17 protein-coding genes are annotated in these 15,523 nt (G+C 32.6%); 13 read left to right on the top strand and 4 right to left on the bottom strand.

The features are described 5' to 3' along the window. Positions 1-7: 7 nt before the first annotated feature. The 7 genes from ITJ86_RS12865 to ITJ86_RS12835 all read left to right on the top strand — a co-directional run bounded on the left by ITJ86_RS12865 (position 8) and on the right by ITJ86_RS12835 (position 7,121). A complete protein-coding gene (locus tag ITJ86_RS12865) occupies positions 8-1,015 on the top strand; it encodes a stage II sporulation protein M (RefSeq protein ID WP_195872053.1) in 1,008 nt (335 codons plus the stop codon). Between the two features lie 2 nt (positions 1,016-1,017). Further along, positions 1,018-1,905 carry a hypothetical protein gene (locus ITJ86_RS12860; RefSeq protein WP_195872052.1) on the top strand — a complete coding sequence of 296 codons (888 nt, stop codon included), beginning with the start codon at positions 1,018-1,020 and terminating at the stop codon, positions 1,903-1,905. Next, positions 1,906-2,640, top strand: coding sequence for a DUF4129 domain-containing protein (locus ITJ86_RS12855; protein ID WP_195872051.1), 735 nt, complete (start codon positions 1,906-1,908; stop codon positions 2,638-2,640). Then, positions 2,637-3,863, top strand: coding sequence for a DUF4350 domain-containing protein (locus tag ITJ86_RS12850; RefSeq protein ID WP_195872050.1), 1,227 nt, complete (start codon positions 2,637-2,639; stop codon positions 3,861-3,863). Before ITJ86_RS12855 ends, ITJ86_RS12850 begins: the two co-directional genes overlap by 4 nt. Then, the gene (locus tag ITJ86_RS12845; RefSeq protein WP_195872049.1) at positions 3,842-4,840 is read left to right on the top strand and encodes an AAA family ATPase; all 999 of its coding nucleotides are present in this window, start codon (positions 3,842-3,844) and stop codon (positions 4,838-4,840) included. Before ITJ86_RS12850 ends, ITJ86_RS12845 begins: the two co-directional genes overlap by 22 nt. A 75-nt stretch (positions 4,841-4,915) precedes the next feature. Further along, a complete protein-coding gene (locus ITJ86_RS12840; RefSeq protein ID WP_195872048.1) occupies positions 4,916-6,247 on the top strand; it encodes a DUF58 domain-containing protein in 1,332 nt (443 codons plus the stop codon). Positions 6,248-6,698: 451 nt separating this feature from the next. After that, positions 6,699-7,121, top strand: a complete 423-nt coding sequence (locus tag ITJ86_RS12835) for a DUF2141 domain-containing protein (RefSeq protein ID WP_195872047.1) — start codon at positions 6,699-6,701, stop codon at positions 7,119-7,121. 76 nt (positions 7,122-7,197) lie between these two features. Here ITJ86_RS12835 and ITJ86_RS12830 read toward each other — a convergent pair whose 3' ends face one another. Continuing rightward, positions 7,198-7,677, bottom strand: a complete 480-nt coding sequence (locus ITJ86_RS12830; protein WP_195872046.1) for a Dps family protein — start codon at positions 7,675-7,677, stop codon at positions 7,198-7,200. A gap of 102 nt (positions 7,678-7,779) precedes the next feature. Here ITJ86_RS12830 and ITJ86_RS12825 point away from each other — a divergent pair, with 102 nt between their 5' ends. Continuing rightward, positions 7,780-8,718, top strand: coding sequence for a LysR substrate-binding domain-containing protein (locus ITJ86_RS12825; RefSeq protein ID WP_195872045.1), 939 nt, complete (start codon positions 7,780-7,782; stop codon positions 8,716-8,718). A gap of 76 nt (positions 8,719-8,794) precedes the next feature. Here ITJ86_RS12825 and ITJ86_RS12820 read toward each other — a convergent pair whose 3' ends face one another. The 3 genes from ITJ86_RS12820 to ITJ86_RS12810 all read right to left on the bottom strand — a co-directional run bounded on the left by ITJ86_RS12820 (position 8,795) and on the right by ITJ86_RS12810 (position 10,650). After that, positions 8,795-8,992, bottom strand: a complete 198-nt coding sequence (locus ITJ86_RS12820; protein WP_195872044.1) for a hypothetical protein — start codon at positions 8,990-8,992, stop codon at positions 8,795-8,797. Positions 8,993-9,220: 228 nt separating this feature from the next. Further along, positions 9,221-10,045 (bottom strand): TIGR00266 family protein, encoded by an 825-nt coding sequence (locus tag ITJ86_RS12815; protein WP_195872043.1) that lies wholly within the window; start codon positions 10,043-10,045, stop codon positions 9,221-9,223. 149 nt (positions 10,046-10,194) lie between these two features. Continuing rightward, positions 10,195-10,650, bottom strand: a complete 456-nt coding sequence (locus ITJ86_RS12810) for a DUF4442 domain-containing protein (protein WP_195872042.1) — start codon at positions 10,648-10,650, stop codon at positions 10,195-10,197. A gap of 204 nt (positions 10,651-10,854) precedes the next feature. On the opposite strand from ITJ86_RS12810, the gene ITJ86_RS12805 reads away from it, so the two are divergent. The 5 genes from ITJ86_RS12805 (at position 10,855) to ITJ86_RS12785 (ending at position 15,520) form a co-directional block, all read left to right on the top strand. After that, positions 10,855-11,277: a DUF4870 domain-containing protein gene (locus ITJ86_RS12805; protein ID WP_317190628.1), complete on the top strand. Its 423-nt coding sequence runs from the start codon at positions 10,855-10,857 to the stop codon at positions 11,275-11,277. Between the two features lie 201 nt (positions 11,278-11,478). Continuing rightward, the gene (locus ITJ86_RS12800; protein ID WP_195872040.1) at positions 11,479-11,820 is read left to right on the top strand and encodes a PadR family transcriptional regulator; all 342 of its coding nucleotides are present in this window, start codon (positions 11,479-11,481) and stop codon (positions 11,818-11,820) included. Next, positions 11,817-13,625, top strand: coding sequence for a PspC domain-containing protein (locus ITJ86_RS12795; protein ID WP_195872039.1), 1,809 nt, complete (start codon positions 11,817-11,819; stop codon positions 13,623-13,625). Before ITJ86_RS12800 ends, ITJ86_RS12795 begins: the two co-directional genes overlap by 4 nt. 126 nt (positions 13,626-13,751) lie before the next feature. After that, positions 13,752-14,468, top strand: a complete 717-nt coding sequence (locus tag ITJ86_RS12790) for a head GIN domain-containing protein (protein WP_195872038.1) — start codon at positions 13,752-13,754, stop codon at positions 14,466-14,468. A gap of 215 nt (positions 14,469-14,683) precedes the next feature. Beyond that, complete coding sequence (locus ITJ86_RS12785) at positions 14,684-15,520, top strand: GIN domain-containing protein (RefSeq protein WP_230080301.1); 837 nt, start codon at positions 14,684-14,686, stop codon at positions 15,518-15,520. Positions 15,521-15,523: the final 3 nt, after the last annotated feature.

Raw genomic sequence — 15,523 nt, 5'->3', positions numbered from 1 at the left:
GAATATAATGCGCGAAGCGGCTTTTGTAAAGCAAAATAAAGACAAATGGTTAGAATTTGAAAATATTCTTACAAATAAAACGCAAATAGATCCCGATTTACTTTCTGACCTCTATATTGAAGTTACCGACCATTTAAGTTACGCTAAAACCTTTTACGCCAATAGCAATACAGAACGCTATTTAAACCAATTGGCATCTAACGCGCATCAAAGTATTTACAAAACTAAAAAAGAGCCTAAAAACAGGCTTATTTCCTTTTTTAAAACGGAGTTTCCAACTATGTTCTATAAACATCATCGGGAACTTCTTATTGCCTTTTTAACCTTTTCCTTGTTTGTCATTGTTGGTGCCTTTTCTGCCGCTAGCGAAGACGATTTTGTAAGGTCTTTTCTTGGAGATGGTTATGTAAACATGACATTAGATAATATAGAAAAAGGCGATCCTATGGCTGTTTACAAACAACAAGGAGAGTTCCACATGTTTCTTGGTATTACGTTAAATAATATAAAAGTAGCGTTGTTTGCCTTTGGTTATGGTATCCTTTTAGGTGTTGGCACCTTATTTATAATGATGCAAAACGGCATTATGTTAGGCAGTTTTCAGTACTTTTTTTACGAACAAGGTTTACTTTGGGAATCTGCACGTACCATTTGGATACACGGAACTATTGAAATATCTGTCATTATTATTGCTGGCTGTGCTGGTCTTGTTATGGGCAATGGCATGTTATTTACAGGAACTTTACCACGACTAGAATCCTTTAAACGTGGTGTAATTAATGGCTTAAAAATTTTAATGAGCACCATCCCATTTTTTATAATTGCTGGCTTTTTAGAAGGTTTTGTGACCCGACATACCGAAATGCCAGATTGGCTTGCCCTATTAATTATTACCAGTTCTCTAGCATTAATCCTTTTTTACTACGTAATTTACCCAATTCAATTAAACAGAAAACTAAAACAAGATACAGCGTCTAAAAATACTATAGAGCTCAACCTAAACCCAACCCATTAAACATGAATAGACCTTATATTGAATTCAGAAAACAAAGAGATTTTAGTAGTATTTTAAGTGATACGTTTGGCTTTATTAGAAATGAGTTTAAGCCGTTTATGAAAACTATTTTCAATATCGCAGGTCCTGCAATTGTGGTATTTATGTTGTCACTTTCAGCGTATAATTATCTCGCAGGCGACATGTTCGATTTTACAAGTATGACTGAGCCTAGCATAGGCTCAACCAACATTTTTGTAATCATAAGCGTTGCCATTATTTATCTTATTTCTGCAATTGCAGCTTATATCCTTACCGCAGCAGCTGTACTGTTTTACATTAAATCTTATGTAGATCATAAAGGTGACGTTGATGCAGTAGAAGTAAAAAGTAATGTCTATAAATCGTTTTGGCCATTTTTTGGACTTAGTTTTTTAAAAGGAATTACACTGATTATTGCAATGATGCTTTGCTTCTTTCCTGTGCTTTATGTTATGATTCCGATGGCTATTGTATTTAGCATTTATGTTTTTGAACCAAAGCGATCAACTTCAGATGCGTTTACTCAAAGCTTTACTTTAGCAAATGCCGATTTTTGGACTGCTTTCGGTGCTTTTATCGTTTTAGGAATTATTTATTACGTCCTTATTATGGTGTTATCACTTCCGTCTGTTATATATACACTTATCAGTACTGGTATTTTTTCAGGTGAAATTGATCCTGCCAACATAGGTAGTATGTCTACAGATCCTGTTATTGTTTTACTCAACGTTTTAAACACGTTCTTTCAGTTTATTTTAAACATTATTTTAATGATTTCGGGAGCAGTAATTTACTTTCATTTACATGAGAAAGTAAACTTCACTGGCACTTATGATCGTATTAGCGAAATTGGAAAAACAGAAGACTAAATGTTAGTATATAGGTTGTTTCTTCTTTGTTTTTGTTTTGTGCAACTTTCTGTTGCGCAACAAAGTGAGCAACCCGTAAATTACGATGACACTTCTGTTGAAAAACAACACATCACAGAAGACCAATTAGAAGCCTACAAAGCAGATGATGACTTTAATTATTTAGAAGTTGAACCCGAAGAAAACATATTAGACAAAGCGTATCGTTGGTTTCAAAATATACTTAGAAAGTTTTGGGAAGCCATTTTTGGTGTGGGTACAGCATCCGGATTTTTGTATTTTGTTTTTAAGATTCTACCCTATTTGTTATTAGGCTTTTTAGTCTTTTTATTAGTCCGGTTTTTCTTAAAAGTGAACTCTAACAACCTCATTACAAAGGCAAAACAACAAGGTTCAATCTTATTCTCTGAAGAAGAACAAATTATAAAAAATGAAGACATTCCAGCTTTAATTAATGAAGCTATTAATCAGAAAAATTACCGATTAGCCATTCGCTATTATTATCTTTTATCCTTAAAATATTTAACTGAAAGTGATAGCATTTCATGGCAACCACAAAAAACAAATGAAGACTATATCCAAGAAATTGATAAGGAACATATAAAAACTGATTTTAAAAATATCACTAGAATTTATGATTACGTTTGGTATGGTGAATTTACTGTCGATGCCTTTAAATTTGAAACCTTAAAACGTCCTTTTGAACAACTAAATAATACCATAACAAAGCGTTGAGTAAAAAAGGCAAACTATATATCGCACTTGTAGCACTAACTATTTTGGCTATCGTTGTTCTAGAAATGAACAAACCGAAGGCTGTAAATTGGTTTCCATCGTATGCTACGCATCACAAAATTCCGTTTGGTACCTATGTGTTTAACGACCAATTAAAACGTGTTGCAGACTCCGTCTTTATTGTAGATCGTCCACCTTTTGAATACCTCAAAAACAATACTATTAATGGCACTTATCTTTTTAATAACGGAGGAATTTCCTTTGGAAAAGAAGAGTTAAATAGTGTGCTAGATTGGGTCTCAAACGGAAATACACTAGTCGTAGCAGCTGTAGATTTTGAAGAAAAATTATTAGACACCTTAAATTTACATACAAGTTCGGTTAACACCTTTGATAATTTCAATAACGAATACCAAGTAAAGCTTGTCAATCCTGCTTTAGACTCTGAAAAAACGTACAAGTACGATCGCTCCACAACCTTCTTTCATTTTAATAAAATAGACACCTTAAATACTTCTGTTATTGGACTGATTGACACCTATAGAGGCGAAAACATGCCGATGGAAGACACGTTAATTAGCACTATTAAACAGCCTTTTGGAGATGGAGAAATAATACTTAGCACCTTTCCACAAGCCTTTACCAACTATTTTATTTTACAATCACCAAATCAAGATTATACAGCCGGACTTCTTTCTTATATAGATACAACACAACCTGTTTATGTCGACACCTATTACAAAACAGGAAAGACATTTTACACCTCACCAATGTATCTGTTTTTAAATACTAAATCCTTAAAATGGGCTTATTATATAATGCTCATTGGTGTTTTAATCTATGTTATTTTTGAAGGGAAACGGAAGCAACGTGCTATTCCAATTGTAAATCCTTTGAAAAACCAAACGGTAGATTTCACAAGAACGATTGCCAATATGTATTATGAAAGTGGAAAGCACAAAGAGATTTCACAACACAAAATTCATCATTTTTCAGAGTATATTAGAAACACCTTACATCTTTCAACGGCTGAAATAAACACCAGTTTTATAAACAATTTAGCAGCAAGAAGTAATAATTCGCTTGAAGATACACAGACGTTATTCAACTTAATTAAAAGTTTGAATCATAAAAACGAAATCAATAGTACAGAATTAGAAAGGTTAAACACCTTAATAGAACAATTTAAATCCCATAACCAATGGAAGACAACGAAGCAGTAAATGACGACTTAAATTTTGATAATAGAATTCAATTAGAGGACTTAAAAAAGGCTGTAGAAAGCATTAAAGTCGAATTGAGAAAAGTCATTATCGGACAAGATAATTTTGTAGAATTACTTATCGTAGCCTTATTAGCAGACGGACACGTCTTAATTGAAGGTGTTCCTGGTATTGCTAAAACAGTAACGGCTAAACTGTTTGCAAAGGTTTTAAAAACTGAGTTCAGTCGTATTCAATTTACACCAGATTTAATGCCTAGTGATGTTTTAGGAACATCGGTTTTAAATATGAAATCGTCTGAATTTGAATTTAAAAAAGGGCCTATTTTCTCAAATATTGTTTTAATTGATGAAATCAACAGAGCACCAGCAAAAACGCAAGCCGCTTTGTTTGAAACTATGGAAGAACGCCAAGCAACGATTGACGGATTCACCTATAAATTTGATAATCCATTTATGGTTTTGGCCACTCAAAACCCAATTGAGCAAGAAGGAACCTATGCATTACCTGAAGCACAATTAGACCGCTTTATTTTCAAAATTAAGGTAGATTATCCAAGCTTAGAAGATGAAGTTAAAATCATAGCATCACATCACGAGCGTAAAGGAGAAAAACCACAAACCTTAATCAATGCTATTTTAAATACCGCTTCACTTGAAGATTATAAATCTAAAACACAAGCGATTCTTGTTGAAGAAAAAATCATTAAATATATCGCTGAGATTGTATCGAAAACTAGAAATCATCCACATTTATATCTTGGTGGCTCTCCAAGAGCATCCATAGCTATATTAAATACAGCAAAAGCTTTTGCAGCTATTAGTGGTCGTGATTTTGTAATTCCGGAAGATGTAAAAAAATCGTTGAATCCTGTCTTAAATCATAGAATCATTTTAACACCAGAACGCGAAATGGAAGGTATGACCACAGAAAACGTGATTGAAATGATTGTACAATCGGTTGAAGTGCCTCGTTAATATGTATTATGTAGAATTAGGAAAATTAAGAAACCTGCTTTGCGTCTTAGCGTCTTTGCGAGAAATTAAAGGAAAATGAAATTCATAAAATCATTATACATACACAAACAGCTCTATATATATTTAGCTGTGGCTTCTGTATGCTTTCTTTTGTCGTATTGGATGCCTACGTTGTTTTCAATCGCGTGGATTGTTACAATAATCATTGCTGTACTTTTATTAGTTGATTTACTTCTACTCTATCAACCAAAAAACGCTTTACAAGCTAGACGAATTTTACCCGATAAATTTTCTAATAGTGATAATAATCCTGTGCCAATAACAATTACTAACAAATATGGTTTTAAGACCTATATTGATGTTATTGATGAGTTGCCTGTACAATTTCAGAAACGCGATTTTCTTTACCAAACAACTTTAAATCCAAATGAAAATCATGATTTCGATTATTTAGTAAGACCTGTAGATCGTGGCGAATATTATTTTGGTCACCTTAATATTTTTGTGTCTTCTATTCTCAAAATCGTAAAGCGAAGGTATCAGTTTCAAAACCAGCAAATGGTAATGGTGTATCCTTCCATTATTCAAATGCAGAAATACGATTTTCTAGCGATCAGTAATTCATTAACGGAGTTTGGTTTAAAAAAAATAAGACGTATCGGTAATACTTCAGAATTTGAACAAATAAAAGAATACGTACAAGGTGACGATTTTAGAACTGTAAATTGGAAAGCTACAGCGAAGCGTGCACAATTAATGGTGAATCAATATCAAGATGAAAAATCGCAACCCATCTACTCTATCATTGATACTGGCAGAATAATGAAAATGCCGTTTAACGGTTTAAAACTCTTAGATTATGCTATTAATTCAACTTTAGCATTTAGTAATGTCGCTTTAAAAAAACATGATAAAGTAGGTATGATTTCCTTTTCAAAAAAGATAGAATCCTTCTTACCTGCAATTCAAAAGTTAACCTACCTCAATCGGATTTTAGAAAACTTATACAACATAGATACACAGTTTAACGATAGTGATTTTGGTTTGCTTTACGCGCAATTAAAACGAAAAGTAACCCATCGTAGTCTCCTTCTACTCTATACCAATTTTGAACATATTAGCGCTTTAAAACGACAAATGCCATACTTACAAGCAATCTCTAAAAAACACATGCTTGTTGTGGTGTTGTTCGAGAATACAGAATTAGATACGATCTTAAATGAAAACGCTGAAGACCTGCAATCTATTTACCATAAAACCATAGCAGAAAAATTTGCTTTTGAAAAACGATTGATGGTAAAAGAACTTCAAAAACACGGCATTCAGTCCATTTTAACAGCACCAGAAAACTTAACCGTTAATACCATTAATAAGTATTTGGAAATTAAGGCTAGAGGACTTCTTTAATTATGTTTTCAATCTAAATGGTTTTGTTTTTATACATTCCATATGTTGTACCAAAAGGCACAAAACCAAGCTCAACGATTTACTATTACCAACATCTCGTGCCTAAAGGCACTTAAATATATTACGCTATAAAAGTCTTTATTCTAGATTACTAAATACATTATTGTGATACCAAAAATTCACTAATAGTCAAATTTATCCGTGTATCTTCGCGCCTTCTTTGTGAAACTTTGTATAAATATTCACGTGGTCAATAAATCACCAGAAAGATTACCATGTGAATTCATCTATCTCTTCAAGCTTCCAACTTCAACTTTCCAGCTTAAGCACAACTCATCCACATAATACTACAGTACAGTAATTACAAATATTAAATCTTGTTGTTTTATTAGATATTTGAATCATCAACAAAAAAGAACAGTTTTACAATAACCATTAAAAACTTATTATTATGAAAACATTAATCTTCACATTCGCAATCGTATTAACATCACTATTTGGGTTCTCTCAAGTAGAAGATAAAGGCATTACAATTACCGTAACTATAGATAACGTAAAAAACGATAACGGAAAAGTACTTACGTCTTTACACACTTCAAAAACCTTTATGAAAGGAAAAGGAATTAAGGATGCCGAAACAGAAATAAAAGACGGAAAAGTAACCATTAGGTTTAAAAACGTTCTGCCAGGAGAGTATGCAATAATGACAATGCACGATGCCAATGACAATAAACGTATGGACTTTGAAGACAACGGAATGCCATTAGAATCTTACGGGATTTCTAATAACGTCATGTCTTTTGGACCACCAAATTACGATGAGGCTAAATTTAAAGTTGAAGATAAAGATTTAGACTTGAACATTCGTTTTTAGAATAGAATACACATCAATTGAAACAAAAAAAGACTGCTCTCGAGCAGTCTTTTTTATATATAAAATTATATCAGTCTTAAACGGTTTCACCCAACCAAGCTTTCATCATCCAAACCGTTTTTTCTTGTTCGGTAATAAAATCACTCATCATAGAATTGGTACCTTCATCATTCGCATCACCAGCTGCTTCTAAAATAGAACGCTCCATTTTTAATAATTCCGCAAGAGAATCAACAATCAATTCAACTGCTTTTTCATCTTTCGAAATATTTTTTCCAACGGGAACCTTAGCTGCTTTTGTGTAATCTTCAAACGTATGTAACGGAGTTTCACCTAATGTTAAAATACGCTCAGCAATTTCATCTACTTTTAAGTTGGCATCTGTATATAACTCTTCGAACTTTACATGAAGATCAAAAAATCCACGTCCTTTAATATTCCAATGTATACCTCTTAAGTTTTGGTAATACAATTGAAAGTTTGCTAATAACTGATTTAATTCATCAGCTAATCCTTTTGTTTTTACGGTATCTAAACCTATGCTATTTAGTTTCATAATCTTTGATTTTTGTTTAAACAAATTTACGACTCAAATAAGTGTTATTTATCATAGTTTTCATGAATAGTTTTTATACTTTTATAGTCTAAATGAATACCTATGACTATTACTCAACTTAAATATGCTTTAGCTATAGCAGAACATAAAAATTTCACTAAAGCAGCCGAAAAATGCTTTGTAACCCAACCTACGCTAAGTACACAAATTCAGAAATTAGAAGACGAATTAGACATCGTTATTTTTGATCGCGGAAAAAAGCCAATAGAGCTTACGGACGTTGGTCGAAAAATAGTGTATCAAGCTAGAAATATTGTAAATGAAGCAGATAGAATTCAAGATATTGTAGATCAGCAAAAAGGATTTATTGGCGGTGAGTTCCGATTGGGAATTATCCCAACCATTATGCCAACCCTTTTACCAATGTTTTTGAAGACTTTTATTAAAAAATATCCAAAAGTTAAATTAAAAATTGAAGAATTAACAACTGAGGAAATTTTAGCACGACTTAGTGATGGTCACCTTGATGCAGCAATTGCTGCAACCCCTTTAGAGAGCGATAATATAAAGGAACGCGTTCTATATTTCGAACCTTTTGTAGCTTACATTCCTGACAATCATAGATTAAACGATAAAAAAACCATTGAAGTTTCTGATTTAAGCATTGACGACATGTTACTTTTAGAAGACGGTCATTGCTTTAGAGATGGCGTTATAAACTTATGTAAAAGCTTTAAAGATCAGACAGATGAAAACTTTCAACTTGAAAGTGGTAGTATAGAAACCTTAATAAAATTATCTAATGAAGGTATGGGCATGACACTACTTCCCTATTTACACACTTTAGATACCATAGAAAAATTAGGCCCTAATTTAAGACACTTTAAAGAACCTTCTCCTGCTAGAGAAGTGAGTATTATTTATCATAAAAGTGAATTAAAAATGCAAATTATAGATGCAATACACAATGTAATCTCTGGAATTATTCGTGGCGCAATTGCTTTTCAGAATGTAGAAATTATTAGCCCTAAAGCCAAATAACTTTATTTAGCATACAGTTATTATACTAAGGTAATATTATAAAAAAAAGCGACTTAAAAAAGTCGCTTTTTTCTATTTATGCTTTCAAATAAATTAAACATTGATTTAAGTCTGGGTTTTGACTGACTAAGGACTGAATAAAAATTCTTAACTCTTCTAATTCGTGAGGCAGTAAACGTCTTACTGCTTTTTGCACTTCCTTACAGAATAATGTCGGATCAAAACTCACTTTGCTGAGTACCGTTTTAGTGTACTCGTACATTGCTCGCGCCATAGGTGTTTTTATGTTTTTTAGGTTAACAAAAAGTAATTTTTTACTATACGCTATTGTTTCAATTGAATTTTAAAGATAGCAAAAATTAATAATGAAAATCGTTTTCGTTGAAAGTTTAACAGCTTGTTATGTTAAAAGTTTGGATTTACACGTTTAAACCTTCTGTCTGTTAAAGGTAATTCCTGTAATTCAACCTCTTGACACTGTTTTATTTATAAATGTAAGGTGTTAAAACCTATTATCACCATCTAATAAATCACCAATGCCTCCAAGGATACTTCCCTCTCCTTTAGATTTTCCACCTTTAGGTATTGAAGCCAAAACACGACCTGCCAACCTACTAAAAGGTAAGGATTGAATATACACTTTTCCTGGCCCTTGAAGTTTAGCAAAAAACAAACCTTCACCACCAAAAATGGAGTTCTTAATACCTCCAACAAATTCTATATCGTAATCAATGCCTTGTGTAAAACCAATAATACAACCTGTATCTACACGTAAAGTTTCTCCTGCTGCCAAGGTTTTTACTGCTGTAGTTCCACCAGCATGTACAAAAGCCATTCCGTCTCCTTCTAACTTTTGCATAATGAAACCTTCACCACCAAAAAGCCCGCGGCCTAATTTTTTTGAAAACTCAATGCCAACACTTACTCCTTTTGCCGCACAGAGAAACGCATCTTTTTGACAGATAAATTTTCCCTGATATGCGTTTAAGTCAATCGGAATTATTTTGCCTGGATAAGGCGAAGCAAAAGACACATTACGTTTCCCTGTGAGATCGTTATAAAAAGCCGTCATAAATAAACTCTCGCCTGTGAGGATGCGTTTTCCGGCACCCAAAATTTTACCTAAAAACCCTGTATCTTTTCCTGATCCATCACCAAAAATGGTGTCCATTTTAATACCATCGTCCATCATCATAAAACTTCCAGATTCTGCAATTACAGCTTCTTGAGGATCGAGTTCAATTTCTACATACTGCATTTCTTCTCCGTAAATACGGTAGTCTATTTCATGTGCATTTCTGTCATTAAAGTCTGGTAATTTTTCCATATTGTTATAATGTTTTTGATTTATGATTGATTCTTATATAGGTTGTCCTATTTCCATATTTGTTACAAATATTTTATTTTCAATTAGATTGAGGTTGTCAAACTTTGACTTCTTTATATGTAACAAACAGTCCATTTATAATGATAATGTTAAGACTTCACTTTCAATGTCCACTCAAAATTAAAATCACACACTTCTACTCCTTCCTTATTTATACCTTTTGAATTTAACCACACGGTTTGCCCTTCTCCAGTTTCAATCGCTTTAGAAATAGCGTCATCAATTTTATGGCCTTCCTTACAAGTAAACGTAATTCTACCTGTAGCTTTTTTTGTAAAAGATGCATTATTAGAAGCGACTAACATCGATATCTTTTTACCACTACCTCTAATTTTTTTCATAACTAGTGCTCCAGTCGTTAACTCGGCAGCCATTCCTTGTACAGCCCAAAACATTGATTTAAATGGATTTTGATTTACCCAACGATGTTTAACAGTCACTATACATGTCGTATCAGATAACGATTTTGTACGTACACCTGTAAAATATGCTGCAGGTAGCTTAAACATTAAAAATGTATTGAGTTTTGAAGGAGAAATATTCATTGAAACTTATTTCTTTCCCACAACGATGGGAAACTAATTAATACCATAATTTCCACTAAAATAAATCAAAATATCTAATCGCACTAATGTTAAAGAAATGTTAATTTTCAGTACTATGTGTAACATAATACCTTTTTAAAGACATATATTTGTATAAGAAACTATTATATACATTTAAAAATGATAGATAATCATCACAAAAACTTGGCGACATTTATACATTTGTCCACCTTCTCTAGATTTATTATTCCATTTGGAAACTTTATAGGTCCTATAGTATTATGGGCAGCGAATAAAAATAAATCCGAATTTATAGATCAACACGGAAAACAAGCTATTAATTTTCAGATTAGCATTTTACTGTATGCTATTATTTTAGGTACATTGAGTGTTCCCTTTTTCATTTTCAAACTATTTAGAAGTTTGGATGTTATTGACTTTAATGGGTTCCACAATTTTCATATTAATATTGGAGAGCCTTCACCTCTACTTTATATAGGAGGTGGATTAGGTGCCATAGCTATTATCGCATTTATAATAGAGCTAGCCCTTATAGTTAAAGCTAGTTTATCGGCTAGAGATGGAAACACTTATAAATACCCATTGACCATTAATTTTTTAAAATAATGATACTGATTTCTCATACTGAGCTTGTCGAAGTATCTCAATAATAATATTCATCAATAATCAAATCAATCAAAAAATGAACAGTTTAATTAAATTAAAGACGCATATCACATGACACCAGCAAAAACAAAACCATCAAATGACAACTTAAGTTTCTTGCGCGAATTGCATGTGACTTTAATAAAAAAATAGAAAACACACATGAAGATAGAAAACACAAAAGCACAAATGCGTAAAGGTGTTTTGGAATATTGCATCCTATCCATTTTAAAAGATGACGATGCTTACGTTGCCGAAATTCTTAGCACACTAAAAGACGCAAAAATGCTTGTTGTAGAAGGAACTATATATCCTCTATTAACAAGATTAAAAAATGCTGGATTGCTCAATTACCGTTGGGAAGAATCGACTTCTGGTCCGCCAAGAAAATATTACGGACTAACAGAAACAGGACAACTGTTTCTTAATGAATTAAACTCCACATGGAGCGATTTACAAAATGCAGTTAACCTAGTAACCAATACAAAAACACCAAAGAAATGAATAAAACAGTCAATATAAATTTAGCAGGTATATTCTTCCATATCGATGAAGATGCATACCTTAAATTATCGCGCTATCTTGAGGCTATAAAACGTTCATTTACTGACTCTCAAGGACGTTCAGAAATTATTGCAGATATTGAAGCACGAATTGCAGAATTATTTGCAGAACGCATTCAAAACGAAAAACAAGTTGTTGGTATTAAGTTAGTTGACGAGGTTATAACCATTATGGGCCAGCCTGAAGACTATTTAGTTGATGACGAAATTTTTGAAGACGAACCAAAACAACATAACCATCAAAAATCGCATACAACCAGACGTTTATTTAGAGATACAGACAACTCGTATATTGGTGGTGTTTCTGCTGGTTTAGGGCACTACTTCGGACTCGATGCTTTATGGGTTAGGCTTATTTGGGTCATACTGTTTTTTAGTGCTGGTACAGGTGTACTACTATACATTTTATTATGGGCGTTAATCCCTGAAGCAAAAACCACAGCCGAAAAACTAACCATGACTGGTGATCCTGTGAACATCAGCAACATCGAAAAAAAAATTAAAGACAGCATTGGATCTGTATCCGACAACATTAAAAATGTAGATTTAAAAAAACATGGAGACAAACTAAAAGAGGGGTTTGATCATGTTTCTGATACGGTTTCAGACTCTGTAAAAAGTGTTGATTTTCAAAAGCAAGGCAATAAGTTAAAGTCTAGTTCACAATCCTTTTTTGAAACCATTGGAACTATCATTATGTTCTTCCTAAAAGTAATTGCAAAGTTCATAGGTGTATTTTTAATTATAGTTGGTATCAGTGCATTAATCGCATTAATTGTAGCCTTCTTCACTGTAGGTGTTACGGATGCTATTCATTTTCCTCCAATGAATTTCTTAGATGCTGCAAATGCCGCAAATATTCCGATGTGGTTAATGTCAACGCTTCTATTTTTTGCATTTGCTATTCCTTTTTTCTTTGTGTTCTATTTGGGTCTCAAAATCTTAGTAAACAACCTAAAATCTATTGGTAATGTTGCTAAATTCACATTACTCGGACTATGGATTATGGCTATAATTGGCATTGTAATTACGGGAGTAAAGCAAGCTACAGAACACGCTTATGATGCAGAAATAATCTCTAAAAACGAACTTAATATTAAAGCTAATGACACTTTAAAAATTAAGATGACAGGCTTTGATCGCTTTAATAGTTTTGTATATAGTGATCATAATGATTTCAAAATAACAGAAGACGATGATGGCCGTAACCTTGTATCATCAGATATAAAGTTAATTGTATACTCTACAACAGATTCTGTAGCTAAAATAACAATTGTAAAAGAAGCTAGTGGTAGCAATTACAATAGTGCAAAAGAACGTGCCGAAAACATTAATTACGACTACACGTTTTCTAATAACGAATTGCAGTTAGAAGCTTATCATGCTTCAGATGTTAAAAATAAATTCAGCGAACAAGAGGTTAGAGTTATACTTTATCTACCTGAAGGAGTTGTACTGTATTCTGATGTAAATACAAGTAAATATGTGAATCATTATTACAACAGTTACAATAGTCTTTTAACGAACTCTAATGATGGGCAATATTTAAAAATCAATAAGAATGAGGTTGAGTGCTTAGATTGTGAAGTAGAGGTTATAGAAGAGGAAGAGAAGGCTTTTAATGAAGTAGAAACTGAAATTATAGAATCGATCACAAATACAAAATCGACCAATGAGAATGAACCTGAAGTCAGAGTTCAAATAAATGACGAAAACGGAGTTCAAATTGAAGTTAATGACAATTGAGGTCATAAATTCTACAAGTCATCATTTTAGAATTTGAAACGACGTTACATCAAGATAAATTTATAAAACAAACAATTCATCAACCAATGCTGAACTTGATTCAGTATCAAAAAACCAACAGAAATCATGACTACATTAACAAGAATTATCATAATTAGTATTATTAGCATATTAATGCTATCCTGCAATTTTATGCCAGGTATAGATGGCAACGGAAATGTTGTAAATGCAGAGCGAAGCATTTCTAATGACTTCGACGAAATTAAAGTTAGTCAAGGGCTAGACCTGTATATTACGCAATCTGATGACGTTTCAATACGTCTTGAAGCTGATGAAAATCTACACGAACTTATAATGACCGAAGTAGAAAATAGTGTCTTAAGAATCTATACAGCTGAGAACATAAGACGAGCGACTTCAAAAAAAATAATGGTAAATCTTAAAACTATTTCAGCTATTAAGGCAACTAGTGGTAGTGATGTTTTATCTACAAACACCATTGAAGTTTCAGATTTAGAACTAAACGCCACAAGCGGAGCAGATATCACTTTAGATGTAAAAACAGAATCTTTAAATTGTCATTCTACGAGCGGCAGTGATATTGAAATAAGTGGTTCCACTATAAATTTAATTGCAGAAGCTACAAGTGGAAGTGATATTGATGCGTCGAAATTAAAAGCAGAAACATCTAATGTTAAAGCAACCAGTGGTGCAGACATTTCGGTTAATACATCCAAAGCGCTTACGGCTAATGCTACAAGTGGTGGAGATATCAAATACTATGGCAACCCAGAAAAGGTAAACAAATCTGATAATTCTGCAGGTCGTATTAAGCAACAATAAACAACTATATACCAACCAATTAAAGACCATCCTAAATTCTAAATAGAGTTTGGGATGGTTTTTGTATAACTTAGTTTATTAGCTTTTAATTGAGCAATATTAAACAGAAATCACTAATATTGACAATCAGAACATCATATTGAGGTTAAAAATTATAATAAGTAACTTATTTTATGGGTTTTGTGTCTCTTTTAAAAGACAATAAACTTTAAAACATGAAAAAAACAATACGCATTTTTCTTTTACTGCTTGTTGCGATGCCAGTAACTCAAGCGCAATCAAACGACAAAATTAAAGGTGACAGAAATGTTACTGTTAAACAAACATACGTTGATGATTTTCACTCCATTGTAGTCGATGGTGATTTTTCAATTGAAGTCGTCTATAACAGTAAGCCCTCTGTAGACATTGAAGCAGATGATAATTTGCATGAAGTTATTCAGTTTGGTGTGGTTGAAGGGGTACTTACATTTACAGAAACCGTACGTATTACGACTAAAAAGAAATTAAATATCACTGTAAATTATGGTGATGGACTTAGCAATATAGAAACTAGAGGTGACGGTGAAATTAGGTCATTAACCTCCATGGAACTCAACGATGTAACCTTAATTACAGCTGATGATTCTAGAGCATATTTAAATATTAATGCGAAAGATTTTATATATAAAAGCTCAGGGAAATCTAAGACAAGATTGAACCTTACAGCTGTTAACACAAAAATAGAATTAACAGACAATAGTAAGCTAGATGCTTTAATTACAAGTAACGTTGCCGATTTTGATTTATATCTACGTTCTGATGCTGTAATTGAAGGTAATGCAAATAGTTCTGTATTTAGAATGGATAATTCAACTAATTTTAATGGATCAAAATTTGATGTTAAAACCGTTGATGCTAGCTTAGAAGATAATGGGGATTTAACCATTTCTGCCTTAGAAAGTATTACTATTGCAGCTTCTGGTGATAGTGAACTTTACCTATTTGGAAGTCCAGCAATTACGATTACAAAGTTTGAAGATACCGCTAAACTACAGAAGAAAATACGCTAATTG

The organism is Winogradskyella marina, from assembly GCF_015645385.1.
GTDB lineage: Bacteria > Bacteroidota > Bacteroidia > Flavobacteriales > Flavobacteriaceae > Winogradskyella > Winogradskyella marina.
Note: the sequence above shows the minus strand (reverse complement) of the source record. Positions and strands in the feature narration are given on the sequence as shown.

What these genes read in the sequence shown, in the direction of transcription:
- ITJ86_RS12865 (WP_195872053.1), top strand. Translation starts at nt 8, where the DNA reads ATGCGCGAAGCGGCTTTTGTAAAGCAAAATAAAGACAAATGGTTAGAA.
- ITJ86_RS12860 (WP_195872052.1), top strand. Translation starts at nt 1,018, where the DNA reads ATGAATAGACCTTATATTGAATTCAGAAAACAAAGAGATTTTAGTAGT.
- ITJ86_RS12855 (WP_195872051.1), top strand. Translation starts at nt 1,906, where the DNA reads ATGTTAGTATATAGGTTGTTTCTTCTTTGTTTTTGTTTTGTGCAACTT.
- ITJ86_RS12845 (WP_195872049.1), top strand. Translation starts at nt 3,842, where the DNA reads ATGGAAGACAACGAAGCAGTAAATGACGACTTAAATTTTGATAATAGA.
- ITJ86_RS12840 (WP_195872048.1), top strand. Translation starts at nt 4,916, where the DNA reads ATGAAATTCATAAAATCATTATACATACACAAACAGCTCTATATATAT.
- ITJ86_RS12835 (WP_195872047.1), top strand. Translation starts at nt 6,699, where the DNA reads ATGAAAACATTAATCTTCACATTCGCAATCGTATTAACATCACTATTT.
- ITJ86_RS12830 (WP_195872046.1), bottom strand. Translation starts at nt 7,677, where the DNA reads ATGAAACTAAATAGCATAGGTTTAGATACCGTAAAAACAAAAGGATTA.
- ITJ86_RS12825 (WP_195872045.1), top strand. Translation starts at nt 7,780, where the DNA reads ATGACTATTACTCAACTTAAATATGCTTTAGCTATAGCAGAACATAAA.
- ITJ86_RS12820 (WP_195872044.1), bottom strand. Translation starts at nt 8,992, where the DNA reads ATGGCGCGAGCAATGTACGAGTACACTAAAACGGTACTCAGCAAAGTG.
- ITJ86_RS12815 (WP_195872043.1), bottom strand. Translation starts at nt 10,045, where the DNA reads ATGGAAAAATTACCAGACTTTAATGACAGAAATGCACATGAAATAGAC.
- ITJ86_RS12810 (WP_195872042.1), bottom strand. Translation starts at nt 10,650, where the DNA reads ATGAATATTTCTCCTTCAAAACTCAATACATTTTTAATGTTTAAGCTA.
- ITJ86_RS12800 (WP_195872040.1), top strand. Translation starts at nt 11,479, where the DNA reads ATGAAGATAGAAAACACAAAAGCACAAATGCGTAAAGGTGTTTTGGAA.
- ITJ86_RS12795 (WP_195872039.1), top strand. Translation starts at nt 11,817, where the DNA reads ATGAATAAAACAGTCAATATAAATTTAGCAGGTATATTCTTCCATATC.
- ITJ86_RS12790 (WP_195872038.1), top strand. Translation starts at nt 13,752, where the DNA reads ATGACTACATTAACAAGAATTATCATAATTAGTATTATTAGCATATTA.
- ITJ86_RS12785 (WP_230080301.1), top strand. Translation starts at nt 14,684, where the DNA reads ATGAAAAAAACAATACGCATTTTTCTTTTACTGCTTGTTGCGATGCCA.